This is a genomic window from Paradevosia shaoguanensis, from assembly GCF_016801025.1.
Classification (GTDB): domain Bacteria; phylum Pseudomonadota; class Alphaproteobacteria; order Rhizobiales; family Devosiaceae; genus Paradevosia; species Paradevosia shaoguanensis.
In genome coordinates this window covers 663,556-687,675 of sequence record NZ_CP068983.1, presented here as the reverse complement: position 1 = coordinate 687,675, position 24,120 = coordinate 663,556, and the positions used below count along the sequence as shown (strand labels likewise).

At 64.4% G+C, this 24,120-nt stretch carries 22 protein-coding genes, 1 tRNA gene and 1 pseudogene; 11 read left to right on the top strand and 13 right to left on the bottom strand.

Features of this window, described 5'->3' with window-relative positions:
- The first annotated feature begins 110 nt into the window (after positions 1-110).
- Positions 111-779 carry a response regulator gene (locus tag JNE37_RS03235; protein WP_035031522.1) on the top strand — a complete coding sequence of 223 codons (669 nt, stop codon included), beginning with the start codon at positions 111-113 and terminating at the stop codon, positions 777-779.
- On the opposite strand, the gene JNE37_RS03230 is transcribed toward JNE37_RS03235, so the two are convergent.
- On the bottom strand, positions 740-2,401 hold the full coding sequence (locus JNE37_RS03230) for an ATP-binding response regulator (protein WP_203065287.1): 1,662 nt from the start codon (positions 2,399-2,401) through the stop codon (positions 740-742). The two genes, JNE37_RS03235 and JNE37_RS03230, sit on opposite strands and share 40 nt — an antisense overlap.
- 190 nt (positions 2,402-2,591) lie before the next feature.
- Here JNE37_RS03230 and mscL point away from each other — a divergent pair, with 190 nt between their 5' ends.
- The 3 genes and pseudogenes from mscL to JNE37_RS22825 all read left to right on the top strand — a co-directional run.
- Positions 2,592-3,035: a large conductance mechanosensitive channel protein MscL gene (mscL, locus tag JNE37_RS03225; RefSeq protein WP_035031524.1), complete on the top strand. Its 444-nt coding sequence runs from the start codon at positions 2,592-2,594 to the stop codon at positions 3,033-3,035.
- Positions 3,036-3,311: 276 nt separating this feature from the next.
- Entirely contained in the window at positions 3,312-3,947 is a 636-nt protein-coding gene (locus JNE37_RS03220) for a response regulator transcription factor (RefSeq protein WP_052015151.1), read from the top strand.
- Positions 3,948-4,124: 177 nt separating this feature from the next.
- Positions 4,125-4,283, top strand: a pseudogene (locus tag JNE37_RS22825) (glyoxalase superfamily protein); the annotation flags it as partial.
- Positions 4,284-4,874: 591 nt separating this feature from the next.
- Here JNE37_RS22825 and hemA read toward each other — a convergent pair.
- Entirely contained in the window at positions 4,875-6,155 is a 1,281-nt protein-coding gene (gene hemA, locus JNE37_RS03210; protein ID WP_035031526.1) for a 5-aminolevulinate synthase, read from the bottom strand.
- Between the two features lie 301 nt (positions 6,156-6,456).
- On the opposite strand from hemA, the gene JNE37_RS03205 reads away from it, so the two are divergent.
- Positions 6,457-7,941 (top strand): methyl-accepting chemotaxis protein, encoded by a 1,485-nt coding sequence (locus tag JNE37_RS03205; protein ID WP_203065285.1) that lies wholly within the window; start codon positions 6,457-6,459, stop codon positions 7,939-7,941.
- A 79-nt stretch (positions 7,942-8,020) separates the two neighbouring features.
- On the opposite strand, the gene JNE37_RS03200 is transcribed toward JNE37_RS03205, so the two are convergent.
- On the bottom strand, positions 8,021-8,911 hold the full coding sequence (locus JNE37_RS03200) for a helix-turn-helix domain-containing protein (RefSeq protein WP_203065284.1): 891 nt from the start codon (positions 8,909-8,911) through the stop codon (positions 8,021-8,023).
- 111 nt (positions 8,912-9,022) lie between these two features.
- On the opposite strand from JNE37_RS03200, the gene melA reads away from it, so the two are divergent.
- A complete protein-coding gene (gene melA, locus JNE37_RS03195) occupies positions 9,023-10,477 on the top strand; it encodes an alpha-glucosidase/alpha-galactosidase (protein WP_203065283.1) in 1,455 nt (484 codons plus the stop codon).
- 39 nt (positions 10,478-10,516) lie between these two features.
- Here melA and JNE37_RS03190 read toward each other — a convergent pair whose 3' ends face one another.
- Positions 10,517-11,548, bottom strand: a complete 1,032-nt coding sequence (locus tag JNE37_RS03190; protein WP_203065282.1) for an aldo/keto reductase — start codon at positions 11,546-11,548, stop codon at positions 10,517-10,519.
- Between the two features lie 214 nt (positions 11,549-11,762).
- Here JNE37_RS03190 and JNE37_RS03185 point away from each other — a divergent pair, with 214 nt between their 5' ends.
- Together JNE37_RS03185 and JNE37_RS03180 are read left to right on the top strand one after the other, a co-directional pair.
- Complete coding sequence (locus JNE37_RS03185; protein ID WP_203065281.1) at positions 11,763-12,533, top strand: SDR family NAD(P)-dependent oxidoreductase; 771 nt, start codon at positions 11,763-11,765, stop codon at positions 12,531-12,533.
- 70 nt (positions 12,534-12,603) lie between these two features.
- A complete protein-coding gene (locus tag JNE37_RS03180) occupies positions 12,604-13,272 on the top strand; it encodes a YiaD family glycine zipper/OmpA-like lipoprotein (protein ID WP_035031545.1) in 669 nt (222 codons plus the stop codon).
- 44 nt (positions 13,273-13,316) lie between these two features.
- Here the strand turns inward: JNE37_RS03180 and JNE37_RS03175 are convergent, their stop codons facing one another.
- The 7 genes from JNE37_RS03175 to JNE37_RS03145 form a co-directional block, all read right to left on the bottom strand.
- Positions 13,317-13,613 (bottom strand): hypothetical protein, encoded by a 297-nt coding sequence (locus JNE37_RS03175; RefSeq protein WP_035031549.1) that lies wholly within the window; start codon positions 13,611-13,613, stop codon positions 13,317-13,319.
- Between the two features lie 60 nt (positions 13,614-13,673).
- Positions 13,674-13,922 (bottom strand): hypothetical protein, encoded by a 249-nt coding sequence (locus JNE37_RS03170; RefSeq protein WP_203065280.1) that lies wholly within the window; start codon positions 13,920-13,922, stop codon positions 13,674-13,676.
- On the bottom strand, positions 13,922-14,155 hold the full coding sequence (locus tag JNE37_RS03165; protein ID WP_182398134.1) for a hypothetical protein: 234 nt from the start codon (positions 14,153-14,155) through the stop codon (positions 13,922-13,924). Before JNE37_RS03165 ends, JNE37_RS03170 begins: the two co-directional genes overlap by 1 nt.
- Before the next feature lie 86 nt (positions 14,156-14,241).
- Positions 14,242-14,901: a L,D-transpeptidase family protein gene (locus JNE37_RS03160; RefSeq protein ID WP_035089804.1), complete on the bottom strand. Its 660-nt coding sequence runs from the start codon at positions 14,899-14,901 to the stop codon at positions 14,242-14,244.
- A 350-nt stretch (positions 14,902-15,251) separates the two neighbouring features.
- Positions 15,252-15,515, bottom strand: a complete 264-nt coding sequence (locus JNE37_RS03155) for a spike base protein, RCAP_Rcc01079 family (RefSeq protein WP_035089802.1) — start codon at positions 15,513-15,515, stop codon at positions 15,252-15,254.
- 20 nt (positions 15,516-15,535) lie between these two features.
- Positions 15,536-17,167 (bottom strand): tyrosine-protein kinase domain-containing protein, encoded by a 1,632-nt coding sequence (locus JNE37_RS03150; RefSeq protein ID WP_203065279.1) that lies wholly within the window; start codon positions 17,165-17,167, stop codon positions 15,536-15,538.
- Positions 17,168-17,230: 63 nt separating this feature from the next.
- A complete protein-coding gene (locus tag JNE37_RS03145) occupies positions 17,231-17,509 on the bottom strand; it encodes a hypothetical protein (RefSeq protein ID WP_203065278.1) in 279 nt (92 codons plus the stop codon).
- 143 nt (positions 17,510-17,652) lie between these two features.
- Here JNE37_RS03145 and JNE37_RS03140 point away from each other — a divergent pair, with 143 nt between their 5' ends.
- The gene (locus tag JNE37_RS03140) at positions 17,653-18,591 is read left to right on the top strand and encodes an AraC family transcriptional regulator (RefSeq protein ID WP_203065277.1); all 939 of its coding nucleotides are present in this window, start codon (positions 17,653-17,655) and stop codon (positions 18,589-18,591) included.
- 198 nt (positions 18,592-18,789) lie between these two features.
- On the opposite strand, the gene JNE37_RS03135 is transcribed toward JNE37_RS03140, so the two are convergent.
- On the bottom strand, positions 18,790-19,965 hold the full coding sequence (locus tag JNE37_RS03135) for a GGDEF domain-containing protein (RefSeq protein WP_203065276.1): 1,176 nt from the start codon (positions 19,963-19,965) through the stop codon (positions 18,790-18,792).
- Positions 19,966-20,159: 194 nt separating this feature from the next.
- On the opposite strand from JNE37_RS03135, the gene JNE37_RS03130 reads away from it, so the two are divergent.
- Together JNE37_RS03130 and JNE37_RS03125 are read left to right on the top strand one after the other, a co-directional pair.
- Positions 20,160-22,523 carry a DUF3772 domain-containing protein gene (locus JNE37_RS03130; RefSeq protein ID WP_203065275.1) on the top strand — a complete coding sequence of 788 codons (2,364 nt, stop codon included), beginning with the start codon at positions 20,160-20,162 and terminating at the stop codon, positions 22,521-22,523.
- A gap of 89 nt (positions 22,524-22,612) precedes the next feature.
- Entirely contained in the window at positions 22,613-23,842 is a 1,230-nt protein-coding gene (locus tag JNE37_RS03125) for a GGDEF domain-containing protein (RefSeq protein WP_203065274.1), read from the top strand.
- Between the two features lie 25 nt (positions 23,843-23,867).
- Here JNE37_RS03125 and JNE37_RS03120 read toward each other — a convergent pair.
- Positions 23,868-23,942, bottom strand: a tRNA-Thr gene (locus tag JNE37_RS03120).
- Positions 23,943-24,120: the final 178 nt, after the last annotated feature.

Genomic DNA, 24,120 nt, shown 5'->3' with positions numbered 1-24,120 from the left:
TTTGCTTAACCTTCGATATGCCGCAGGCACCCGAAGCGGTGTGAACCTTGTTTGGCCTTGATTGATAGGTTAAAGGCCCCACGAATAGTCAGCGTAAGGGCGTTAGGCCGATGTCCCCCCGCCGCATCATCATTGTCGACGATCATCCCCTGTTCCGGGCGGCTCTGCGCCAGACCCTTGCGGGCGACGGCTCGTTGTATTCCGTTTCCGAGGCGGGCGATCTCGAGGGGCTTGCCGCCACACTCGAAGCCGATCGCGAATGCGATCTCGTGCTCCTCGATCTCAACATGCCCGGCGTCCGCGGCTTTTCCGGCCTGCTGCTGCTGCGCGCACAATACCCCGATGTCCCGGTGATGATCATCTCGGCCGTGGAAGATGCCACGGTCGTCCGCCGCGCCTTCGAGCTGGGTGCCGCCGGCTACCTGCAGAAGTCCGTGGGCCCTGCCGAAATCCGCCGCGCCATCGAAACCGTGCTGGCCGGCGGCGTCGCCGCGCCTGAAGGCATCGAGCTCAGCCAGCCGGACGACCAGTCCGAGCTGATGCGCCGCCTCGCCAGCCTCACCCCGCAGCAGGTTCGCGTGCTGATGATGCTCAGCGATGGCCTGATGAACAAGCAGATCGCCTACGAGCTCTCGATCTCCGAGGCTACCGTCAAGGCGCATGTCTCTGCCATCCTGCAGAAGCTCAATGTCGATAGTCGCACCCAGGCGGTCATCGCCGCCTCGCGCATCGAGGAAGGTCAGTTCGAAGCGCTGCTCGCCGGACGCGAATCCGCCTGACGCCCGCGCTGGCCGGCAAGGCCCGCAATCGTCGCCCGCAGCGCCGCCGGTTTCACCGGCTTGGTGATGACAGCAATTCCGCGATCCTCCGCCAGCGTCCGCACGGCCGGGCTGCGATCCGCCGTCACCAGCGCTGCCGGCAGGTGCCCGCCCACATTGTGGCGTAGCCACTCGATGGCATCGAGGCCCGACGTCTGGTCGAGGTGATAGTCCATCAGCACCATGTCGGGCATCCAGCCTTCCAGCAGCCCATCGCGCGAAATGTCCTTGAGCGAGCGCGCCGTGCGCACGTCGCACCCCCAGCCGCGCAGCAGCCCTTCCATGGCGTCGAGGATTGCCCGCTCGTTGTCCACGCACAGCACCCGCAGGTTGAGCGTGCCGCCGGTATTGGTCGCCATCCGCCGGTCGCCCTCGGGCAAAGCACGCACCGTGCGGCTTTGCGGCAGGTAGAGCGAGAACCGCGACCCCTTGCCCTCGGCGCTGTCCAGCTCCAGCGACACGCCGAGCGTCGCCACCAGCCGCTGCACGATCGAGAGGCCCAGCCCAAGGCCCTGCGCCATCCGCGCACCCTGTTCGAGCCGCGAGAACTCGGCAAAGACCAGCGCATGCTGGTCCTTGTTGAAGCCGATGCCGGTATCGATGATGTCGAGCCGCACCCGCGCCCCGCGCCGCCGACAGCCAACCAGCACCTTTCCGCCTGGCCGCGTGTACTTGATGGCATTCGATACGAGGTTCTGGATGATACGCGCCACGAGCTGCCGGTCCGAAACCACCGTCAGCGATGAGCCGACCAGTTTGAGCTTGATGTCCTTCTCCTGCGCCAGCGGCTGGAACTCCACCTCGATCTTGCGCATGAGGTCGCGCACGTTGAACGGGGCAGGAACCGGTTTCACCGCACCGCTATCGATCCGCGATATGTCGAGCAGGGCCGACATGATCTCCTCGACCGCGTTGAGCGAGGCTTCGATCGAATGCGCCAGCGATGCCGTCTCGCCTTCACCCGCTCGCTCGATCAGCGTCGCCGTATAGAGCCGCGCCGCATTGAGCGGCTGCAGCAGGTCGTGGCTCGCCGCCGCGAGGAACCGCGTCTTGTCGAGATTGGCGGCATCGGCCTTGGCTCGCGCGACCTCGAGTTCCGAATTCACCTGCGTCAGCGCCGCCGTCCGCTCCTCGACCCGACCTTCGAGCGACAGGTTCATCCGCTCGAGCTCGCGCTCAGCCTTGACCCGCGCGGTAACGTCGAAGAACGTGATCACCAGCCCGCCATCGGGCGTACGGCTCGAATGGAATTCCAGCGTCTTGCCTTCCTGGCCCGGGCGCTGGCTGACATTGGTCTCGTTGCTGGTGAGCTCGCCCAGCCTCAGCGCCGCCAGCCGCGTCGGCTCGCCCACGCCCAGGTCGCCCCGCCGCGCCAGGTAAAGCGCGATCGTATAGAGCGGCACGCCGGGCGCGATCAGGTGCTCGGGCAGATCCAGCAATTCGCGATACTGGGCATTGGACGTGACGAGCGAAAGGTCGCGGTCGAACACCGCCAAACCTGTAGGGATGTAGCCAATCGCCAGCTTCAGGCTGGCTTCGGCATCGAACGCAGTTTCGCTCATGGTCTTGGTAGTAACTTTCATCTGACCGCGCAGTATTGACCTCCATCGATTGCGCGGCAAGTTCGCCGAAAGTCCAAGACGAACAAGGCTCTCCCTGCATTGGCCGTTGCAAAGTTCATAAAATTACGAGAATCTGAAAATGATGGATGCGCACTGGGCGCATAGAGCGGGCGGGTCGGCCCGCACCGGCAGCAATCACTCGCGAGGCAGCATGTTCAAGGAATTTCGGGACTTTGCAATCAAGGGCAACGCCATCGATCTCGCCATCGGCGTGATCATCGGTGCCGCTTTCGGCACCATCGTGTCGTCGATCGTCGACGACATTTTCATGCCGATCATTGGCCTGGTGCTCAACGGCATCGACTTCTCCAACCTCTTCGTCGTCCTCAACAACCCCAACAACATCCCGGTCCCCTCGTTGGCCGCGGCGCGCGCCGCCGGCGTGGCCACGCTCAATATCGGGCTCTTCATCAATGCGGTGGTGAAGTTCATCATCATCGCCTTCGTGCTCTTCCTGGTGGTCAAGGGCATCAACTCGCTCAAGCGCGAGGAAAAGAAGGAAGAGGCTGCGGCCCCTGCTGCTCCCAGCAAGGAAGAAGTGCTGCTCACCGAAATCCGCGACGCCATCAAGGCCCAGGGCGCTCCGCGCGCCTGACGCAGGACCCATTCGCAAAAGGGCGGGCGCCTCGCGTCCGCCTTTTTCGTTTCCTGTTGATAGGAATATTATCCGTATTTCTGCCGATGGTCGGACGTTGCGACAGGTGATAGGTATTTTGTCCTAGGTGTTCGAGCGAGCTTACGCAGGCAAGTACCTAGCGCAAGCTACGGGAGCGATTCACCTAGGGGGCTTAGTGGCAGCGGGCCGCGAGTAGGGCGAATGCCGCATCGAGTGCCGAGTCGAGCCGTTCCTTCAATTTGGGGAGAGGATACTGTGAGCGACGAAGTCTATTACCACTCATTCCTGAACCGGGACCGCCTGGTCCATATCCTGGATACCGACCCCTCGACCTGCGAGGCGCTGAGCATCCTGTTCCGGCTCGAGGGTTTCCAGACCATGTTCTCGATGGACCCGGCCAGCTTCTTCGCCGCCATCGAGCGGCGCCGGCCCGATGTCGTGGTGCTCAACCTGCGTGTCGGCGCCGATGATGGCCTGCAACTGCTCAAGCGCATCAAATCGCTGCGCACCGGCGTGCCGGTCTTCATGCTGGCCGAGGAGAACCAGGTCGATCAGGCGGTGCGTGCGATGAAGGCCGGCGCGGCCGACGTCATCACCATGCCTATCGACACCGAGCGCTTCATCCGCTCGGTCCGCGACGTGCTGCGGCGCGACGTGCACCTGGGCGCGGCTACGGGCGGATACCGTCCGGTAGAGGTGCGTGGTTTTTCCCAACTCACCCCGCGCGAACGCGAAGTGCTCCAGCTCATCACCAACGGCCAGTCCAACAAGGAAGCCGGCCGCGAACTGGGCATCTCCCCCCGCACCATCGAAGTCCACCGCGCCCGCGTCATGGAAAAACTCGGCGCCCGCAACACCGCGGACCTGCTGCGGATCGTGCTGACGAGTTGAACGAAGGCGCGTTGACAATCCAACCAGGCTTTGGCCCAATAGCGGCAGGTTAGTGCAGCCTGCCGCTCGCGCCCTTTGAGGGTTGGTGAATTGCACCAGGGAAACTGTGGACATTTCTCACGGGCGAGCCGTCAGCAATGCGAGCACTGACCAGTTTTCGCCCAGAGGGAATATGTCATGTACACGTTCCGTGATGCCAAACTCATGGCTAAACACCTGCGCGCGGCCTTGGCCGAGCGGGGGATGGTACTGTCTCACAGCGATTGTCTCGAACTGGTGGCGCGACAGTTCAACTTCGCAGACTGGAATATGCTTTCTGCACGTATCGAGCCCGCGGACAGCGAGGGCGAATTGCTCATTCCCCTTGGCTGGATCGTCGCCCCCCGCACGAATCTCGCCAATTACCGACTTGGCATGGACCCAGCCGAGAGGAGCGCCGCGCTTATCGAAAGCAGGCCCGGGCGCGAAGACAGCATCGATTTGCAGGGCGGGGAAATCGCCGTCCTCATGCAAAGCGTGGACGCCGACGACTATCGCGGCAAACGTCTGCGCCTCAGCGCCAGCCTCAAGACCGAAGCAGTAGATCTCGCGACGATCTGGATGCGAGTTGATCGAGCGCCGGGGCAGGTCCTCAGGTTCGACAACATGGTCAATCGACCCCGCGATGGCGCCCTCAGGGGTACTAACGGCTGGACTGACCGATGCGTCGTTCTGGATGTGCCCGAAGACGCCACCAGCTTGCATTTCGGCTTCTTTCTCGAAGGCCTTGGGCGTTGCTGGGCAAGGGGCTTCGCACTCGAGCCTGTCGGCCCGGATATAGATCCGACTTCGATTTACGGCACCCGTCCACCACGTCCAACCAATTTGGACTTCGGCGCTGGGGCCTGAAACAAGAAGGGCGCCAGAGGCGCCCTTTTTCTCTTTCCGTTAGCCGCCGATGGTCGGCAGCGTCAGGTCGCCGCTTGTCAGCTTGCTGGCCGTGAGCGCCGCCGGGGCGCGTTCGCGGGGGAGTTCGAGCTGGGCCCAGACGCTCACCAGAGCATGGCGCAGTTCGAAGATCATCTCGTCGGTATGCATCGGCGTCGGCGTGATGCGGAGGCGCTCGGTGCCCTTGGGAACCGTCGGGTAGTTGATCGGCTGGATGTAGATGTTGTGCTTTTCGAGCAGCAGGTCGCTGGCCGCCTTGCAGAGGCGCGCATCGCCCACGATCAGCGGCACGATATGCGTATCGGTCGCCATCACCGGCAGGCCGGCCTCGGTGAGGATTTCCTTGGTGAGCTGCACCTGGCGCTGCTGGCCGGCGCGCTCGACCTGGGAAGCCTTGAGGTGCTCGATCGAAGCGCGGGCCGCCGCGCAGAGCGACGGGGGCAGGGCGGTGGTGAAGATGAATTCGGGCGCGTAGGAGCGCACAGCATCCACGATCGACTTGTTGGCCGCGATATAGCCGCCCATCACGCCAAAGCCCTTGGCCAGCGTGCCTTCGATGATGTCGATGCGATGGGTGAGCTTGTCACGGTCCGTGATGCCGCCGCCGCGCTCGCCGTAAAGACCCACGGCATGCACTTCATCGATATAGGTGAGGGCGCCGAATTCCTCGGCCAGGTCCGCGATCTGCTCGATCGGGGCGATGTCGCCATCCATCGAGTAGACGGATTCGAAGACGATGAGCTTCGGTCGCTTGCGATCGACTGCCGCCAGCAATTCGCGCAGATGCGCGATGTCGTTGTGCCGGAAGATCTTCTTTTCCATGCCCGACTGGCGCACGCCCTGGATCATCGAGGCGTGGTTGAGCTGGTCCGAGAAGATGATGCAATCGGGCATGAGCCGGGCAATGGTGGAGATCGCCGCTTCGTTCGAAACGAAGCCCGAGGTGAAGACCAGTGCCGATTCCTTGCGGTGAAGGTCGGCGAGCGAACGCTCCAGCTCGACCAGCGGGCGGTTGGTGCCCGAAATGTTGCGGGTGCCGCCCGCGCCTGCGCCGAGTTTGCCGGCGGTTTCCTGCATTGCGCTGACCACCTTGGGATGTTGCCCCATGCCCAGATAGTCGTTCGAGCACCAGATGGTTATTTCGCGGGCATTGTCCGAATCGTCGCGAAAGATGGCCTTGGGAAAATGGCCGGCGACGCGCTCGAGGTCTGCAAACACACGGTAGCGCTTTTCCTGCCGAAGGGCGTCGAGCGCATCCTCGAAAATGCCGCGATAATCCATGATTTCAACCTTCAGTCTGCCCAATGGAAGGGCCGGGAAATGCCCGGCTGCTTTTGGTTGCCGGCGACCTTATTCCTGGTCGTGCAGCAGACAGATAGGTCACTTCGCCGCGTAGGGCGCTGCGGCGCGCGACCCATCTAGTTTAGAGCCATATTAAGGCGCGGTTTTCCAAAATCCAACCGCCGAACGCAATTTTGCCCCTGGCTGCGACAAAGCGCACATCCTCTTCAACACATTGGCAAACCGATAATTAACCAACCCAAAGCCATGGATGGGCGACGTAAATCCAGGAGAGATTTTCATGACGACCGTCGCCAGGGCAAAGAGCCTAGAACAGCGGCTGAATTTCGTGGGGTTCGACGCTGCTGCCTCGGCCCGCATGGAGGCTCTGGCACCCACCGTCCTGAAGCATCTCGGCCCTGCGCTCGATCGCTTCTACGGCATCATCCGTCGCACGCCCGACGTCGCCCGCTTCTTCGGCAATGAAGAGCAGATGTCGCGCGCCCAGAATGCGCAGTCCAATCATTGGCAGTCGATCGCCGCCGGCCGGTTCGACGATAACTACGCCGCCTCCAGCAACGCCATCGGCCAGCGCCACGCCCGCATCGGCCTTGAGCCGAGCTGGTATGTCGGTGGCTATGCGCTGATCGTCGAGACCGTGGTCAAGGGCGTGATGCATGACTGGATGGAGCGCCAGGCTCCGACCGCACGCAAGCGCAAGCCCCAGGAACTGGTTGCCGATGCCGATGTGCTGGGCGCCCATTTCGCCGATCTCTTCAAGGCCGTGATGGTCGATGTCGATATCGCGGTCACCACCTATTTCGAAAAGCTCCGCGCCGATGCCGAGGAGAAGGAGCGCAAGGCCGCCGAGCGCCAGCAGCGCGTCATCGACGCGATGGGCACGGCCCTGGCCCAACTCGCCCGCGGCGACGTCTCGGTGCGCATCGAGGATGAGTTCGACGGCGCGCTCAACAAGCTTCGTGACGATTTCAACTTCGCCATCGAGAGCATCGACAAGACCATCTCGGCCATCGGTTCGGCCACCGACCTCATCGGTTCCAATGCCGGCGCTGTCGCCGAAGCCGCGCAGGATATTTCCGACCGCATGACGCGCCAGGCCGCTGCCATCGAGCAGTCCGTCGCCGCGCTTGATGGCGTCACCGCCTCCATCAACAAGACCGCCGAAGGCACCACCGCAGCTAGTGGCGTGGCTCTCGAGGCCGACAAGGCCGCCGTCCAGGGCGGTTCGGTGGTCAAGGGCGCCGTCGAGGCCATGGGCCAGATCGAGCAATCCTCCGCAAAGATCTCGCGCATCATCTCGGTCATCGACGAGATTGCGTTCCAGACCAACCTTCTCGCCCTTAACGCGGCCGTCGAAGCGGCACGCGCCGGGGAAGCCGGCAAGGGCTTTGCCGTGGTAGCTACGGAAGTGCGGGCCCTGGCCCAGCGCAGTGCGCAGGCGGCCAAGGATGTCGGCATGCTGATCAAGGATTCCGAGACGTCCGTCGAAGGCGGCGTCTCGCTGGTCAACCGCACGGGCGATGCCTTCAACGCCATCGTCGGTCAGGTCGCCGAGATTTCGCGCCAGGTCGGCAATGTCGCCGAGGCCGCCACGCAACAGGCCAGCGCCATCAACCAGATCAACGCCGCCATCATCGACATGGAGCGGCTGACCGAAGAAAACGCCGGCTTCGTCGATCGTTCGAGCGAAGCCAGCCGGAGCCTCGCCAATCAGGTCGATGAGCTTGTTCATCGCGTAAGCCGGTTCCGGACCTCGGCGGCGTAGACGCGGCCATCCCCAATCTCTCTTCCCCGGCCTCCGTCGGGGAAGCGGGCTCAGGCATTTTAACGTTGGCGCGGTCGGTCTAGCTGACCTCCGCCCCGCGCCTCGGCAACAACGTCGCTCCCGCCGCCCGATACCCTGAAGGGCTCAGGCCGTAGTGCCGGCGGAACGCCTTGGCGAAATAGTTCGCGTCCGGAAACCCGCAGGCCCTTGCGATGGCGCCCACGGCGCCATCTGTCGCCAGCAGCAGCCGCGACGCCCGCTCCATCCGCTGCTCGAACACGAAGTCCGACGGCGGCATTCCCACGGCCTTGGTGAATTGCCGCACGAAATGCGCCCGGCTCACCTGCGCGGCCCGCGCCATCCGGTCCACGTTCACCGGTTCGGCCAGGTGTGCCTCGATATAGTGCCGCGCTCGCTGTACCGCCTGCGGCACGGCTTCCGCGCCCGCCGCCTGTGCACCGAACACCCCATCCTGCAGCGCCATTACCGCGGCATAGGCGGCCGCCGACGCCTCGCCCGGCAGCATGTTCTCACCCTTGACCAGCATGAGGCACGCCGCGGCCAGCCGGTCGACGGCGCTCGCCGGCAGGTGCAGCACCGGCCCGGCGCTGTCGATCACCGCCCGTGCCACGCGCAGCGCCTCGCGACCATTGAGCACGATCCAGAAATATTCCCAGCTGTCGCCCCTGGCCAACCAGTAGCGGTTGGCATGGGGAAAGGTCAGCACCATGGTTTCGCCCGGCCCCAGCACATGATGGCTATCGGCGAAATCGAGCTGCCCGCGCCCGGCAATCGTGTGCTGGATAACCATGAACGGATCCGGCCCGCGCTTGAGCCCATCCCAGGAATAGGCCTCGTTCTCGCGCTGCTCCAGCCCCGCGCCGCCTGGCATGCAATGGAGGTTCACCGGTCCCTTGGGCAGCAGGAAGCTGCGCACCATGTGGCCGTGGTCGATGAGGTCTGAGAGCACAAAATCACCCGCTGTCGCACGAACTTTCTCTACACGCCATCGCGCGGGGAGGCTAGAAAATCCGGCAAGAGACGGTGGCGCCGATGGCGCCCCTCAGGCGAGGAGAACAGCATGTCATTCAAGGTGGCAATCATTGGCGCCGGTTCGGTCGGGTTCACCAAGACCCTGATCTCGGACCTGCTCAAGGTCCCCGAATTCGAGGGTGTCGAATTCGCGCTGACCGATATCAACGCCCACAACCTCGACATGATCCGGCAGATCATCGAGAAGATCGTGGCGGTCAACAAGCTGCCTGCCAAGGTCACCGCCACCACCGATCGTCGCGAGGCGCTGGCTGGCGCCCGCTACATCATGAGCTGCGTGCGCGTGGGCGGGCTCGAAGCCTTCGCCACCGACGTCAACATCCCGCTCAAATACGGCGTCGACCAGTGCGTGGGCGACACCATCTGCGCCGGCGGCATCCTCTATGGCCAGCGCAACATCCCGGTCATCCTCGATTTCTGCAAGGATATCCGCGAGGTCGCCGAGCCGGGCGCGCTCTTCCTCAACTATGCCAACCCCATGGCCATGAACACCTGGGCGGCGCTCGAATATGGTGGCGTCAACACCGTCGGCCTCTGCCATGGCGTGCAGCACGGCGCTCACCAGATCGCGCAGGTGCTCGGCATCACCGACAGCGAACTGGACTACGTCTGCTCGGGCATCAACCACCAGACCTGGTACATCGATATCCGCGCCAAGGGTCGCAAGGTCGAGAAGGACGAACTGATCGCCGCCTTCGAGCGCCACCCCGTCTATTCCAAGCAGGAAAAGGTGCGCATCGACGTCCTCAAGCGCTTCGGCGTCTACTCCACCGAGTCCAACGGGCATCTTTCCGAATACCTGCCCTGGTATCGCAAGCGGCCGGAGGAAATCGGCAAGTGGATCGACATGAGCGACTGGATCCACGGCGAGACCGGCGGCTACCTCCGCTACTCGACCGAGCGCCGCAACTGGTTCGAGACTGACTTCCCGAAATTCCTCGAAGAGGCTGCCAAGCCGCTCGCCCAGCACAAGCGCACCAGCGAGCATGCCAGCCACATCATCGAGGCTATCGAGACCGGGCGCGTCTATCGCGGCCATTTCAACGTCCGCAACAACGGCATCATCACCAACCTGCCCGCTGACGCCATCATCGAAAGCCCAGGCTTCGTCGATCGTTTCGGTATCAACATGGTCGAGGGCCAGACCCTGCCGATGGCCTGCGCCGCCACCTGCTCGGTTTCGATCTCGGTGCAGCGCATGTCGGTGAAGGCTGCGGTCACCGGCGATATTGATCTGCTCAAGCTGGCCGTGCTGCACGATCCGCTGGTCGGCGCCATATGCACGCCAGACGAAGTCTGGCAGATGGTCGACGAAATGGTTGTCGCCCAGGCGCAATGGCTGCCTCAATATGCCGATGCCGTCCCCGCCGCCAGGGAGCGGCTGGCCAAGGGCACGGTCAAGACCCTCGATTGGGAAGGCGCTGCCCGCAAGCGCGTGCGCTCGGTCGAGGAACTCCGCCAGCTTTCCGGCGGCCACCACTGATAGTGACGAGGGGCGCCGCGCGCCCCTCGATCTTTCCGGCTAGCGACCGCCGTCCATCTTGCGGTGCCGCTGGTTCACCCCGCGCTCGCCATAGGGATAATCGGCCATTGCCGGTGCGCTCACGCGGTTGAGCCGCTCCATCTCCTCGGTCGAAAGCGTCACCGCTACCGCACCCAGATTGTCCGCAAGCTGCTCGCGTGTCCGCGCTCCAAGGATCACTGCCGTCACCGCCGGTCGCGCCGCCACCCAGGCCAGCGCTACCTGCGCCGCGCTTACGCCGCGTTCCTTGGCGATCTCGGCTACCATGTCGATGATCTGCCAGGTCCGTTCCTGCGCATTGCGCGGCCCATAGGATTCCATGCCGCGATTGGGGTTCTCGCCCAACCGCGTCGCGCCGCTCGGCATCACGTCGCGCTGATACTTGCCGGCCAGCCAGCCGCCGCCCAGCGGCGACCACGGCAGCAATCCCATGCCCGCATCCTGGCACGCCGGCACGATCTCATGCTCGATATCGCGGACGAGAAGGTTGTATTGCGGCTGCAGCGTAACCGGCGCCGTCCAGTGATTGGCCCTGGCGACGTGGACTGCCTTGGTCACCTGCCAGCCCAGGTAGTTGGAGAAGCCGTAATAGGCGATCTTGCCCGCGCTCACCGCATCGTCGAGAAAGCGCAGCGTCTCCTCGATGGGCGTTACCGCGTCCCAGGCGTGCATCTGGTAGAGGTCGATCTGCTCGACCCCCAGCCGGCGCAGGGAATCGTTGAGTGCCCGATTGAGATTGGTCCGCGAGAGCCCGAGATCGTTCGGCCCGGCGCCCATCGGAAACCGCCCCTTGGTCGCTACCACCACCTGCCGCGCTTCGCTCGGCCGGGCCTTGAGCCAGCGGCCCACGATCTCCTCGGAAACGCCGGCGCTATAGACGTTTGCCGTATCGATGAAATTACCGCCCGCCTTGATGTAGTCATCCATGATGAGATGCGACGTCGCTTCGTCCGTCTCCTGTCCGAACGTCATGGTCCCCAGGCAATAGGATGTAACGACCGTGCCGCTGTTGCCGAGTTTGCGGTACTCCATGGAAATCTCCCTCAAGCCGGCGCCATGCCGTCGGGCACCACCGGTCCATAGCTGTTCGTGAGTTGAGTCTGGCAGCGCAGGGAAGGCCTGCGGTATCTGCCATACTAGAAGCTTTTACGCCGACGCGGAAGCGGTGACAGGAAGCAAGTCCCGCCCTTGTCGGCCATCCCCCTCTACGCTACCACCGAACGCGCATGCGAAAGAGGGGAGCAGCATGACCGCTTACGCCAATTATCCCAGCCTTGAGGGCCGGCCCGTCGTCATTTCCGGTGGCGCATCGGGGATCGGGGCTTCGCTTGTGCGTGAATTCGCCGGGCAGGGCGCCAAGGTGGGTTTCGTTGATATCGCCCGTGAGCAGGGCGAAGCGCTGGCGGCCGAGCTAGGCGCTGCGGGTGCCACAGTCAGCTTCGCCCATTGCGACGTCACCGACATCGCCGATTACCAGGCTGCCATTGCCGGCTTCTCCAGCCTCCATGGCGACGCCCTCGCGCTGGTCAACAACGCCGCGCACGACCAGCGTCATGAATGGTCCGAGATGACGCCCGAATACTGGGACAACCGCATCGCGGTGAACCTCAAGCACGCCTTCTTCGCCATCCAGGCGGTCGCGCCCGGCATGATCAAGGCAGGTGGCGGCTCAATCATCAATTTCGGCTCGATCAGCTGGATGATCATGAGCCCCAAGATCCCGGTCTATGAAACCGCCAAGGCCGCCGCTCACGGCCTCAGCCGGTCGATGGCGCGCGAGCTGGGCAAGAGCAATATCCGCGTCAACACCCTGGTGCCCGGCTGGATCATGACGGAGCGACAATTGACCCATTGGGTGGATGACGCCGCCAACCGGCAGATCGATGAAAGCCAGACCCTGGCCGGCCGCGTTTATGCCGAGGACGTGGCACGCATGGCGCTTTTCCTCGCCGCGGACGACAGCCGCATGATCTCGGCGCAGGATTTTATCGTCGATGGCGGCTGGGCCCACGGTTGAGAACCATTCTGACACTCTGCTGCCGTATTCAGTGTTAAGAACGGGCCACCAAATTGGGGACAAATCGTTGATGAAATCGAAGCTTCTCGTGGCGGCGCTGGCCGCCCTGGCGCTGAGCGCCTGCACCACCACCAATCCCTATACGGGACAGAGCGAACTGAACAAGACCACGGGCGGCGCGCTGCTCGGTGCCGGCGGTGGCGCGGTTGCAGGTGCCGTCATCGGCGCGGCGACGGGCGGTGATGCCGCCGTGGGCGCCCTGATCGGCGCTGGCGTCGGCGGCCTGGCTGGCGCCGGCATCGGCTCCTACATGGATCAGCAGGAAGCCGAGCTGCGCGCGCAGCTGCGCGGCACCGGCGTGTCGGTGACCCGCGTGGGCAATGAGATCGTCCTCAACATGCCGTCCAACATCACCTTCGATGTCGACAAGGCGACCATCCGTCCGCAGTTCAACCAGACGCTCGTCTCGGTCGGCCTGGTGCTCCAGAAGTACAACATGACCATGGTCAACGTCTTCGGCTACACGGACTCCACCGGCGACGACAACTACAACCTCAACCTCTCGAACCGTCGCGCCATCGCGGTGGCGACCACGCTCTCCAACCAGGGCATCGAACAGCGCCGCTTCTATATCGAAGGCCGCGGCGAAGCCGACCCGATTGCCTCGAACGCCACCGAGAACGGCCGTTCGCAGAACCGTCGCGTCGAAATCCAGCTCACGCCGATCACGCGCGGCTGACCCTCGATTTTTGGGGTCCGCGGAACCAGTTGGTTCCGCGGGCTTCAGCCCGAAGTCGCTCGGGATATGGCCTGCAGCAGGCCGAGAATGGCGATGATGCCGCCGAGCGCGAATATGCCCCAGCCGAACCAGGCAGACGGGGACGTCGATTCCACTGCCTCCTCGATTTCTTCTTCGATTTCCGGAGCCTCGGACTCCGGCAGGTCGACGACGTCGCCCTCTTCGTCGACGAGGAAATCCACTCTCTCGACGCCAGGTTCGACGACCAGCTTTTCAGCCGGCGCCTTGCGCGTCGCGGTCTTGCGGGGAGTGGCAGGCTTGGATGTCGGGGCCTTGGCCAAGATCGTCCTCCAGCTTGGTATGCGCACCAATAGTGCAGCCGATCGCGACGGCCTTCAAGCCTAGCCGGGTTGGCTCGAAACGATCTGCATGACGATGAGCACCACGGCCATCACCGCCACGCCGAAGAGCACGTAGCGCATGGCGTTGGTCGGCCCGGCCGCGCCGACCGTCTGGTCCGCATCATGGGTGATACGCAGCCCTTCGTCCTCATCGAGTTCGACCGGCGCGCCGTTCTCGTCGACGAGATAATCGACCTTGGCCACCTCGGGCGAAGGCGCTTCTGGTGGGGCTTCGCGGGTGATTGGCATCACTGCACCCCCTTCCTGGGCAGCGGCTCGCCGGTGATGTCGCAGATGGCCGCGTCGATCTCCTCTGGTGGGAAACCGAAATCATCGCTCTCAGCCGCGCCGGTGGCGACAGCCTTGAGATCTTCGAGAAGCTCGAGCTTCTCGCCGCGCGAAAGGTGGGGGTGGTGGGCTACCTGCATGGGCGTGAAGCGGTCGAGGTCCCGTGGACCGAGCGCCAGATAGTCGAAAGCCATTCGTCCCTCCATAGCAGTCCAGGAAGGATAATGCGTGCAGGCCTTGGGGGTTCCGAGCGGCGCGAACGCCGCCCGGTGATAGCCGTTTAGACGACCACGACCGGCGTGCCGGTGGGCACGCGCTGGTAGAGGTCGATGATGTCCTGGTTGATCAGGCGCACGCAGCCGCTCGAAACGGCCTGACCGATCGTGCGCGGATCGTTGGTGCCGTGCAGCCGGTAAAGCGTGTCACGCCCATTCTGGTAGAGATACATGGCGCGTGAGCCCAGCGGGTTCTCGAGGCTTGGCGGCATGCCGTTGCGATAGGGCTCGATCTCGGGCTGGCGCGCGATCATCTCGGCGGGCGGCGTCCAGGTCGGCCACTTCTTCTTGGCCGCAATCTCGGCGCGCCCCGACCACGAGAAGCCGTCGCGGCCGATGCCCACGCCGTAACGCATGGCTGTGCCATTGTCGCCCACGAGGTAGAGGTAGCGCTGCGAGGTGTTGACCACGATCGTGCCGGGCCGCTCGCCCGTCGGATCGGCCACCGAGGTGCGCCAGAAATTGGGATCCATGGCGCGCAGGTCGACGGCCGGGATTGGGAACTGCTCGTCCGGCCGCGCGCCGTACATCTGCAGGTAATAGTCGGAAATGATCGGTTCGATTGGCTGCTGCGCGGTGCTCGCGCAACCGGCCAGCGTCAGGCCGGCCAGACCCGCCGAGCCGAGCAAAAAGCTGCGGCGGGAAAGTGTGGTGCTGTCGTTCATAGATGGGTACTCGATGCTAACGCCGGACAGGTGAGGCTTCATCAACCCGGATTCGTGGGCTTTGGTTCCGGAAGCTCATAATCCGATAATGGTTAACGAGCGCGTTAGACGCCGATCACATTTCCATCAGCCGGGGAGGGTGTGCCCTCATGGACACACCCGAAATCGGGTTGGATCGCATAAATTGCTGCTACCGCGCCGCCACTCCATGCCAATCGCTCCACCCCATCTCGCGCTCCATCTCGCCCCACCACTATACTTCCCCGGCCGAAGAGCCGGGGCCCATGGATCGTGCCTCCCGGCGAATGACGCAAATCAACGAACGACAGCAATCCCGACTGAACCCCGCGCTAGACCAGCCCCACGATCTGCCCTGCGCTGGTTTCCGTCGCCAGCACCTTGGCAACCCTGATCGGCAGCAACGTGCCCCCCTGTATTCCGGCGAGCGTCACCGTGGCGCCGGAGATGAATTCGACCCGCAAGTCGCCGTCGCTGCCGACGAAAACCGCGCGGGTCGCCTCGGGCAGCGCGTTCGTGTCGTGCGGGGTGATGGCAAAGCCATGACCGGCCGGACTCTCGAGGTTCTCGGCGCGGTTCTTGTAACGATCAAGCATCTTGTCTCCTCGTCCTTCGACTAGTGCCAGTGTGAGGCCTGCCGAAGCGAAGGGGATAACTTGGGCATGTAGGTCGCCGCCCGATAGGCCTTGGACCCTATCGGGGCAGGGCCGAGATTGAGCACGCCAACCAGTTCCGATTGCTCCCGCCGCGTGCGCGCCAGGGCGGCGAGCGCCTGCGCCGCCGCATTGCGCGGCACCGAGCGATAGCGCATCACGAAGGTCACGACATCGGCTAGCCGCGCCAGGTGCAGCCCGTCGACCACGCTCCCGAGCGGCGGGCTGTCGATGATGACGAACTCGAAGCTCTGCACTGCCGCTGCGATGAGGCGGGCGAATTCAGAGCCCGCCACAAGCTCGTCCGTCGCGTCCTGCGCACCGAGACCCCCGAGCGCGATCCGCACCCCGCTGACATCGTCCTCGGCCATCATGGCCTTCAACTGGCGCGGCTCGGCCGGTTCGGCGAGATATTCAAGCAGGCCCCGCGACGGCTCCAGCCCGAGATAGCGATGGATCGAAGGATTGCGCAGGTCGCAATCGATGAGCAGCACCGAATGCCCGGCAAGCCCATAGGACCGCGCCAATGCCAGCGCCAGCGTGGTCTTGCCTTCCCCGCCAGTAGCCGAAGATACCATCACGACCGCGCCGCGGTGGGCGACGCTCTTGCGCTGCAACGCCTGGTCGACGCTGATCCGCAGCCGCCGCACCGCCTCCGGGAACTCGGCCAGCGGCGCCTGCGCCAACTGGTCGGCCGGCGTGAGCCACAATTCGCCATCCCGTCCGCGCTGCAATTTCTGGCGCGGTATGGTGAGGATCGGCTCCAGCCCCAGCCGCCGCCCAGCCTCTTCCGCATCGACAAATCCCGGCGTGATCCGTTCGCGCGCAAAGGCCAGCAGCAGCCCGAAGATCATCGCCAGCCCGCCCGCCAGCGCCAGCGTCAACCCAACCTTCGGCGACGACGGCGCCACAGGCGGGCTCGCCGCGGCCGCTATCCGCGCCGAGGGCACCTGCAGAAACGCCTCGGCCTCCAGCCTCGTCAGCCGGTCGAGCAACATCCGGTAGTGCGATTGCGCGGACGCCAGCGCTTGCCGCTCCTCGAACCCTGATCGCAAGGCCAGCGCTTGCTGCGCCGCCCGAACGGCCTCTCCGGCTACGGTCACCTGCGCACGCAGCGCCGCCACATCGGCCAGCACGCCATCGATTTTCGCCGCCACTTCCTCGTGGATGAAGCTGTTTGCCACGGCATTGGCATACGACGCCGCCTCTAACGGCGAGGGCGCGTTGGCCCGCACGGAAACGAGGTACGTCGGCCCCTCCCGCTGCACCTTGACCCGGCTCCCGAGCCAGTCGGGTGCCTGTTCTCCCGCAAGCCCAAGCGCTCGCGCCGCGGAAGCCAGCACCGGCTCGGACGCAATCAGGTCCACCGCGCTATCTACTCGCGCTCCGTCGCCCGCGCCCGGCCGACCATCCTCAAGAACGCCTCGCGGTGATGGATCGAAATAGAGCAGGGCGGTCGCCGAATAGGAAACCGGCATCACCAGCAGCGCGGCCGAAGCCAAAGCCAGCCCAGCCGCTACCGCAAGCGCCACCGCTCGCCATTGCCGGCGAATTGCGCCCTCGAGGCCCCTCAGGTCCCAGGCGTCCTCATGCATCCTCGCCTCCCGCCTATGGGTCTAGGCAAGAGCAATGTGCGTTCGGATGCAACTTGGGATAAATTACGGGTTGCTCAGGCTCCGCTGGGCGTCGCGCATCTGCTGCTGCATCTGCTGGAGCTTCATGTCCATCTCGATCCGCGCCATGGCGGCGTCGGTCTGCGACTGGATCTGCTGGCGCAAAGCCATGTTGTCGGACAGCTCCTGCTGCAGGCAGGTCGAGCGCTGCGCGCCGTTATTGACGTAGTTCGACGCAGCGCCGTCGGGAAGGTTGGCGCAATAGGCCTGGGATGCTCCCGTCGCCAGGAGCCCGAAGAGGGTGGCTAGAACCAGCGTGCGCATGTCGAAATTCCCAGCAGTGAACACTATCGAACATGGTGCGCCACGCGCTCCCCTGCAAGTCACAATTGTGAACTGGACGCCGTTCTCGCGCAGTGCCAACCTATTGAACAGACGGATCGATCCACCATTAAGGGCGTTGCCGCATGACGGTGCTCCGGTTTTCGACCAACAGCGTTCCCGAGCGCCAGCGGCGCGACGCAGCCGAATATGTCTATGGCGCCCATGTCAGGGGCCAGCTCGACTTTCCCAAGGAAGATCCGATCAGGGTCGATATGAGCGCCCGCGAACTCGGCGGCATCCATCTGGCGGCCATCACCACCTCTCCGGTCCGCGCCTATCATGCGCCCGACGAGAACGGCATGGTCTATATCGGCATCGCCACGCGCGGCACCGGTTCGCTCGATGAAAGCGGCGGCGCGGAAGTGCAGGCGGGCTACGTTAACGTCGTACGTCGCGACAGGCCATCGACGGCGCTCGTGGCGCAGGAAAGCACCATCCTCAGCCTCGCCATTCCGCATGTGCAGATCGTCCCCCGGCTGGCCCACTTCGATACCCTCATCGGGCGCAGCGCCGCACCCAGCACCGCCTCGCGCCTCCTCGAAGCCTATGTCAGCACGCTTCTGACCGACGAGCGCACCATCTCGGCGGCCGATGCAGCGACCTTCGCCAGCCACGTCATCGATCTTGCCTGCCTCGCCCTCGGCACCGGCGGCGATAGCGCGGAGATCGCCACCAAGGGCGGCCTGCGCGCCGCACGTCTCAAGGCGATCAAGGCGGACATCGCCGCCAATATCGGCAATCCCGACCTCTCGATCGATTGGCTGGCCCGCCGCCAGGGGATCGGCGAGAGCTATATCCGCGCCCTGTTCTATGACACCGGCACGAGCTTTACCGATCACCTTCTCAACACCCGGCTCGATTACGTGCGCCGCCTGCTTTCCGATGCGCGGTTCGACAACCGCAACATCGCTTCGCTCGCCCTCGAGGTCGGGTTTGGCGACATTTCCTGGTTCAACCAGGTCTTCCGCCGCCGCTTCGGCATGACCCCGTCCGACATGCGCCGGCAGCGCCACCTGCAATAGTGGCGCATACCCCCAAGGCCGGACCCAAGATCGGGCGGCGCGGAGGCGCTATGAATCGCGGGCTCGCATGGACAGGACGGCCTGGCTCTCCGCGTAAGCCATCCGGTCCGGCGACCACTTTCGTCGTTTGTCGGCGGCGTGGATCGGAGCCCTGGAGGTGGCAGGAGTGCCCCCCACGTCGCCTTCGGGGCTCCGAAACTAGCCCTTGGCCAGCGACAGCCGCGGCCGGGCCTGCGAGGCCGCAATCCCGTCACGCCCACCGTCCTTGACCCGATAGAGCGCCGCATCGGCCTGCGTCATCAGTGCCTCGAACGAATTGCCGTGCTCGGCCGACCATTCGGCCACTCCGATACTGAGCGTGATGGCGATGCGCTGCCCCTTCCACTGCAACGGGTTCTGCCGCAACGTGTCGGCCAGTTTGCGACCTACTTCGAGCGCCTGCTCGGCATTGGTCTCGGGCAGCAGCAGGCAGAACTCGTCTCCGCCCAGCCGCGCCAGCATGTCGTCCTTGCGCAGCGCAGAAGCCAGGATTGTTGCCGCATGGGTCAGCGCCCGGTCGCCCGCCACATGCCCGAAGCCATCGTTGATGCCCTTGAACTTGTCGACGTCGATGACGAGCAGAGAATAGCCATGCCCGGAGCGCCGTGCTCGAGAATCTTCCTGCTCCATCCGGTCGTTGAACTTGCGCCGGTTGGGCAGCCCCGTCAGCTCGTCATGCTCGGCCAATGCCGCCACCTCCCCGCGCAGCCGCTCGATGGTCATCACGGCGAAGCCGAAATTCCAGACCACGGCGCTGAAGATCGTGCACAGCAGCGTGAACGAGGCCAGCCGATAGAACGCCTCGAATTCCATATGCCCCGTCATCACCATGACGTTCGAAATCGACGTCGTCGCGTGCCCGGCAATCCCCACCGCCATGGCGAAGGCGGCAATGTACCGCCCGCTCGCATAAGGCCGCTGTCGGAGGAGCGCGGCGATACCCAATGCCATCGGCACAGCCTGGGACGCCGCATAGACGATGCTGCGCGCCCGGTCATTGCCCGCAAAGATCAGCATGCAGACGACGCTCGCCGCCGTCAGCGCTATGGCGATGCGCTGCCCCGAAGCAAGCCCGAAGAAGCGGCGCACGCCGATCCACATCTGGAAGAAGCCGAAGATAACGATGCCGTTGCCGACCACTGCCGGCCCCAGGGCTCCGGCATTGCCCTGGATGGCCAATACCGCACCGCCCACCACGATGATGAGGCAACTCGCCAGCCAATACCGCGCGGCTTCCAGGCTCCGGTAGGATGCCGCAATCGCCGCCCAGATCACCGATACGGTCAGCGAATTGAGCAGGATCACGATGTAAAGTGTGAGGAAGTCGAGCGTCATCGGTCTCTCCGTTGCCCGCCTTCTAGCCCCAAACACCTCCCTATCCGTGAACGAGTTGCAGCGCTTTTGCACGATCCGATCCGTGCGCCGCCGTTGCGCCGCAAGCCGGATTCCGGTCTGATCAGGGCGGATTCGCGAACTTGTTCGCCGCGACCGGCCCTTCGGCCGCGGACGCCTGTCCCAAGGAGGACTGCATGTTTCTGGGCAAGGCCCTCGGACCGTTTCTCGCCGTTATCGGCCTCGTGCTGCTTTCCTTCGCCGTTCAGGCGCAGGATGCCCAGCAGTCGGGCGTTGGCGTCGAGGCCTGGGGCCAGACCGCGCTCGAAGCCGAGCGCGTGCTCAATAATCCCGCCGCCACCGATGCCGAGCTGGACGCCGTCCGCGCCCGTATCGCCATCGACCGGTCCCAGGCTCGTACCATCGTCGAAACCGGCAGCGTCGAGGCGCGAGCCCTGCGCGCCCAGCTCGAAGTGCTTGGCCCTGCGCCTGACGATCCGGCAAGCGAGCCCGAGCCCCTGCGCAAGCAGCGCGAAGAACTCAGCCTTGCCCTCGCCAAGGCCGATGTTCCGGTCGTACAGGCCGAAATGGCCTTCCGTCGCGCCGATACGCTCATCAAGGAACTCGATCACCGCATCCGCGGGCTCAACAATACCCAGCTGCTCTCGGGCGGCCCGTCTCCGCTCCTGCCCACCGCCTGGGTGGCGGCCGCCACGGAAGGGCTGGAAATGCTCAAGGTCGCCACCTGGACGACGGGTCAGGCCTTTACCGGCCCCGTCGACCAGCTGGTGCAACGACTGTTCCGCGCAATTCTCCTCATTGCCGGCGGCACCTTCATCCTCGTCGTTGGCTATCGCGGCATGCTCCGGCGTTTCGAGACCACGCTCATCGACACGCCCCACAAAGCCCGCCGCGCCGCCCTTATCGGCGCCAGCTACGCGGCGCGCTTCGTGGTTCCGGCCATCGGCGGCTACCTCATCGTCGGCGGCCTTTTCGCCCTCGGCATCGGCACTATGGCCGAAGATACGGTCGGCGCCGTACTGATCCTCACGCCTTTCGCCGTCATCGGCGCCCATTGGCTCGGCACCGTCGCCTTTGCGCCGAGCGCACCTGCGCTTCGCTTCGTGACTGTCAGCGATGAAACCGCCCGCGCCGGCCGCCGCTATTGCGATGGCCTGGGCTGGACGCTGGTCGCCGGTGCCGTAGTCGAGGCCGCCAAGCAGGCTTTCCGCTTCACCCCGGAAGCACTCTCGGTCTTTGCCGCCATCGTCGTGCTCATGGGCAGCTTCTTTCTCTGGAACCTCGCCAAGGTCCTGCTCCTTGCCAAGGATCAGGCCGAGGAAGTGCCGGCCCGTGATGGCCTCCTCAGCCAGAGCGTGCTCAACGCCATCGCCCGCCTGATGCAGCTCTCGGTGGTCGCCGCCATCGTTGCCTCGCTCGTCGGCTACACCCAGCTTGCCCAGCAAGCGCTCTTCCCGATGATCCTGTCGCTCGGGCTCGTCGTCATCTCGCTCATGCTCCAGGCCATCATCGTCGCCGCCATCCACGGCTTCATGGGCATCCGCAAGTCCAAGAATACCAGCCTTTCCGGCCTCGTACCCGTTATCGTCGGCATCGCCGTGTTCCTGATCTCCCTGCCGCTCTACGCCATGGTCTGGGGCGCGCGAACCACGGATCTCAGCGAAGCCTGGATACTCGCCAGCGAAGGCGTCGACCTTGGCGGCGTGCGCCTCTCGGCCAACGCCCTGATCGTGCTGATCATGGTCTTCGCCATCGGCCTCTTCCTCACCCGCTGGCTGCAGAGCTTCCTCGAAATCTCGGTTCTGCCCAAGACCCGCATGGATACGGGCGGGCGCAATGCCGTCGTCACCGGCGTCGGCTATCTGGGCGTCACCGCTGCCGCGCTCCTGGCCGTGTCGCTGGCGGGTCTCAACCTCTCCAACCTCGCCATCGTCGCCGGTGCCCTCTCGGTCGGCATCGGTTTCGGCCTTCAGGCCGTAGTGTCCAACTTCGTCTCGGGCATCATTCTTCTCGTCGAGCGCCCGGTGAAGGAAGGCGACTGGATCGAGGTGGCCGGCCAGACCGGCATCGTCCGCAAGATCGCCGTGCGCTCGACCCGCATCGAGACCTTCGATCGCCACGACGTTATCGTCCCGAACTCCGAACTCATCACCGGCGTCGTCAAGAACATGATGCTCTCGTCCAAGTCCGGCCGCATCATCGTGCCGGTAGGCGTGGGCTTCGATTCCGACCTCGACCGCGTTCGCGACCTGCTCCTCGCCGCGGCCCGCGACCACAACGGCGTCCTCGCCCAGCCCGCTCCGCTCGTCATGTTCATGGGCATCGGCGAATACGCCCTGAATTTCGAGCTGCGCTGCTTCGTCGGCGACGTCACGAGCGGCGCCCTCATCCGCTCCGATCTCTTCTTCGACATCTTCCGCGACCTGCGCCGCGCCGGCATCGAAATCCCGTTCCCGCAACGCGATGTCCAGGTTCGCCCCAAGCCTCAACCCCGCCGCACCACGCGCAAGCCGGCAGCCAGGGATACGAAACAGGCGTGATCCTGCGTGCCTTCGATTAACCGCATCTTCATCCCAGACCGCCCCAACTCAACCACTGACAACGTTGACGAGGAGCGCTGATGAGGCCCATGCGCGACGATTTCGAACAGGCGGTTGCGGAGCCGGTGCGACTGGCGGCCCTGGAAAGCCTCGATATTCTGGATACGCCGCGCGAGGCGGCGTTCGATCGCATTTCCGAGCTGATCAAGCTCATCTTCGATGTCGAGATCGGCATCGTGTCGATGATCGATGCGCACCGGCAATGGTATAAATCCGTCATCGGCCTGCCGAACAACGAAGTCCCGCTCGACGGCACCTTCTGCCGCTACACGCTTCAACTCGCCCAACCCGTGATCGTGCCCGACGCCACGCTGGACCCGCGCTTTGCCGACAATCCTCATGTGACGGGCGAACCCTATATCCGCTTTTATGCCGGTGCGCCGATCATGACGGCCACCGGGCAGGTCATCGGCACCATCTGCGCGATCGACAAGCGGCTGCGCCCGTTCGGCGAGCGTGAAACGGCCATACTTGGCCACCTGGCAGCCATCGTCATGCGCGAGCTCGAATTGCGCCAGGAAGCCTCGACCGATCTTCTGACCGGCGCGGGCAGCCGCAGGGCGTTCAAGGAGGAGGCCAGCAAGTTCCTGGCGCTGGCGACCCGGCACCGCACGCCCCTCAGCTGCATCGCCCTCGATGTCGATCACTTCAAGCGCGTCAACGATACCTACGGCCACGCCGCCGGCGATCAGGTTCTGGCCGGCATCGCCCAGGCCATGCGCTCCGAACTGCGCCAGAGCGATTTCGTCGGCCGCATGGGTGGCGAGGAATTCGCCGTCCTGCTGCCGCAGACCGAGCTGGCGACGGCCGCGCAGGTCGCCGAGAAGCTACGTCACGTGGTCAAGGGCCTGCGCTTTTCGGGCAGTAATCCACCGATCCAGGTCAGCGCTTCCTTTGGCGTCGCGGCACTGTCGCCCGGCGACGATATCGTCAGCCTCCTCAACCGCGCCGACCAGGCCCTCTACGAAGCAAAGCGCACCGGGCGCGACCGGGTTTGCCGCGCCGGCACTCCCGGCGCCACCGAAAAGGTCAACCCTCGCCGCGTCCTCAAGGCCGGCCAGATCGTCTTCGACCACGGCCGCGCCGCTTTCGATTGCACGATCAGGGCGCTCTGGGACAACGGCGCCGAAATCACCCTCTCGCTGCCCACGGCAATTCCCGACAGCTTCGAGCTGGTCGTGAAAGCCACGGCCGAGCGCCATCACTGCGTGCTCACGTCGCGATCCGCGGGCGCCATAGAGGCAGCCTTCGCGCCGTAACAGCAAATTCGAAGAGGGGAGGGGATGGTGCTGTGAGAGAGGATTGAACTCTCGACCTCTCCCTTACCAAGGGAGTGCTCTACCACTGAGCTACCACAGCGTCGCGGGGAGAAGTTTCAAGCCCCCGAAGCGAACGGCGCTCTAGTGCCATAGGCCTTTTCTCGACGCAAGGCCAAAAAACGCCTATCACAAGGTTCAGTTCTTCCGGTTCGTTTACCCTTACGATGTCAAAATCCGATTCCGCCAAGGCTCGCGAGCAAAGATTAGCCGCAAAGCTT

What these genes read in the sequence shown, in the direction of transcription:
- JNE37_RS03235 (WP_035031522.1), top strand. Translation starts at nt 111, where the DNA reads ATGTCCCCCCGCCGCATCATCATTGTCGACGATCATCCCCTGTTCCGG.
- JNE37_RS03230 (WP_203065287.1), bottom strand. Translation starts at nt 2,401, where the DNA reads ATGAAAGTTACTACCAAGACCATGAGCGAAACTGCGTTCGATGCCGAA.
- mscL (WP_035031524.1), top strand. Translation starts at nt 2,592, where the DNA reads ATGTTCAAGGAATTTCGGGACTTTGCAATCAAGGGCAACGCCATCGAT.
- hemA (WP_035031526.1), bottom strand. Translation starts at nt 6,155, where the DNA reads ATGGATTATCGCGGCATTTTCGAGGATGCGCTCGACGCCCTTCGGCAG.
- JNE37_RS03205 (WP_203065285.1), top strand. Translation starts at nt 6,457, where the DNA reads ATGACGACCGTCGCCAGGGCAAAGAGCCTAGAACAGCGGCTGAATTTC.
- melA (WP_203065283.1), top strand. Translation starts at nt 9,023, where the DNA reads ATGTCATTCAAGGTGGCAATCATTGGCGCCGGTTCGGTCGGGTTCACC.
- JNE37_RS03190 (WP_203065282.1), bottom strand. Translation starts at nt 11,548, where the DNA reads ATGGAGTACCGCAAACTCGGCAACAGCGGCACGGTCGTTACATCCTAT.
- JNE37_RS03185 (WP_203065281.1), top strand. Translation starts at nt 11,763, where the DNA reads ATGACCGCTTACGCCAATTATCCCAGCCTTGAGGGCCGGCCCGTCGTC.
- JNE37_RS03180 (WP_035031545.1), top strand. Translation starts at nt 12,604, where the DNA reads ATGAAATCGAAGCTTCTCGTGGCGGCGCTGGCCGCCCTGGCGCTGAGC.
- JNE37_RS03170 (WP_203065280.1), bottom strand. Translation starts at nt 13,922, where the DNA reads ATGCCAATCACCCGCGAAGCCCCACCAGAAGCGCCTTCGCCCGAGGTG.
- JNE37_RS03165 (WP_182398134.1), bottom strand. Translation starts at nt 14,155, where the DNA reads ATGGCTTTCGACTATCTGGCGCTCGGTCCACGGGACCTCGACCGCTTC.
- JNE37_RS03160 (WP_035089804.1), bottom strand. Translation starts at nt 14,901, where the DNA reads ATGAACGACAGCACCACACTTTCCCGCCGCAGCTTTTTGCTCGGCTCG.
- JNE37_RS03155 (WP_035089802.1), bottom strand. Translation starts at nt 15,515, where the DNA reads ATGCTTGATCGTTACAAGAACCGCGCCGAGAACCTCGAGAGTCCGGCC.
- JNE37_RS03150 (WP_203065279.1), bottom strand. Translation starts at nt 17,167, where the DNA reads ATGCATGAGGACGCCTGGGACCTGAGGGGCCTCGAGGGCGCAATTCGC.
- JNE37_RS03145 (WP_203065278.1), bottom strand. Translation starts at nt 17,509, where the DNA reads ATGCGCACGCTGGTTCTAGCCACCCTCTTCGGGCTCCTGGCGACGGGA.
- JNE37_RS03140 (WP_203065277.1), top strand. Translation starts at nt 17,653, where the DNA reads ATGACGGTGCTCCGGTTTTCGACCAACAGCGTTCCCGAGCGCCAGCGG.
- JNE37_RS03135 (WP_203065276.1), bottom strand. Translation starts at nt 19,965, where the DNA reads ATGACGCTCGACTTCCTCACACTTTACATCGTGATCCTGCTCAATTCG.
- JNE37_RS03130 (WP_203065275.1), top strand. Translation starts at nt 20,160, where the DNA reads ATGTTTCTGGGCAAGGCCCTCGGACCGTTTCTCGCCGTTATCGGCCTC.
- JNE37_RS03125 (WP_203065274.1), top strand. Translation starts at nt 22,613, where the DNA reads ATGCGCGACGATTTCGAACAGGCGGTTGCGGAGCCGGTGCGACTGGCG.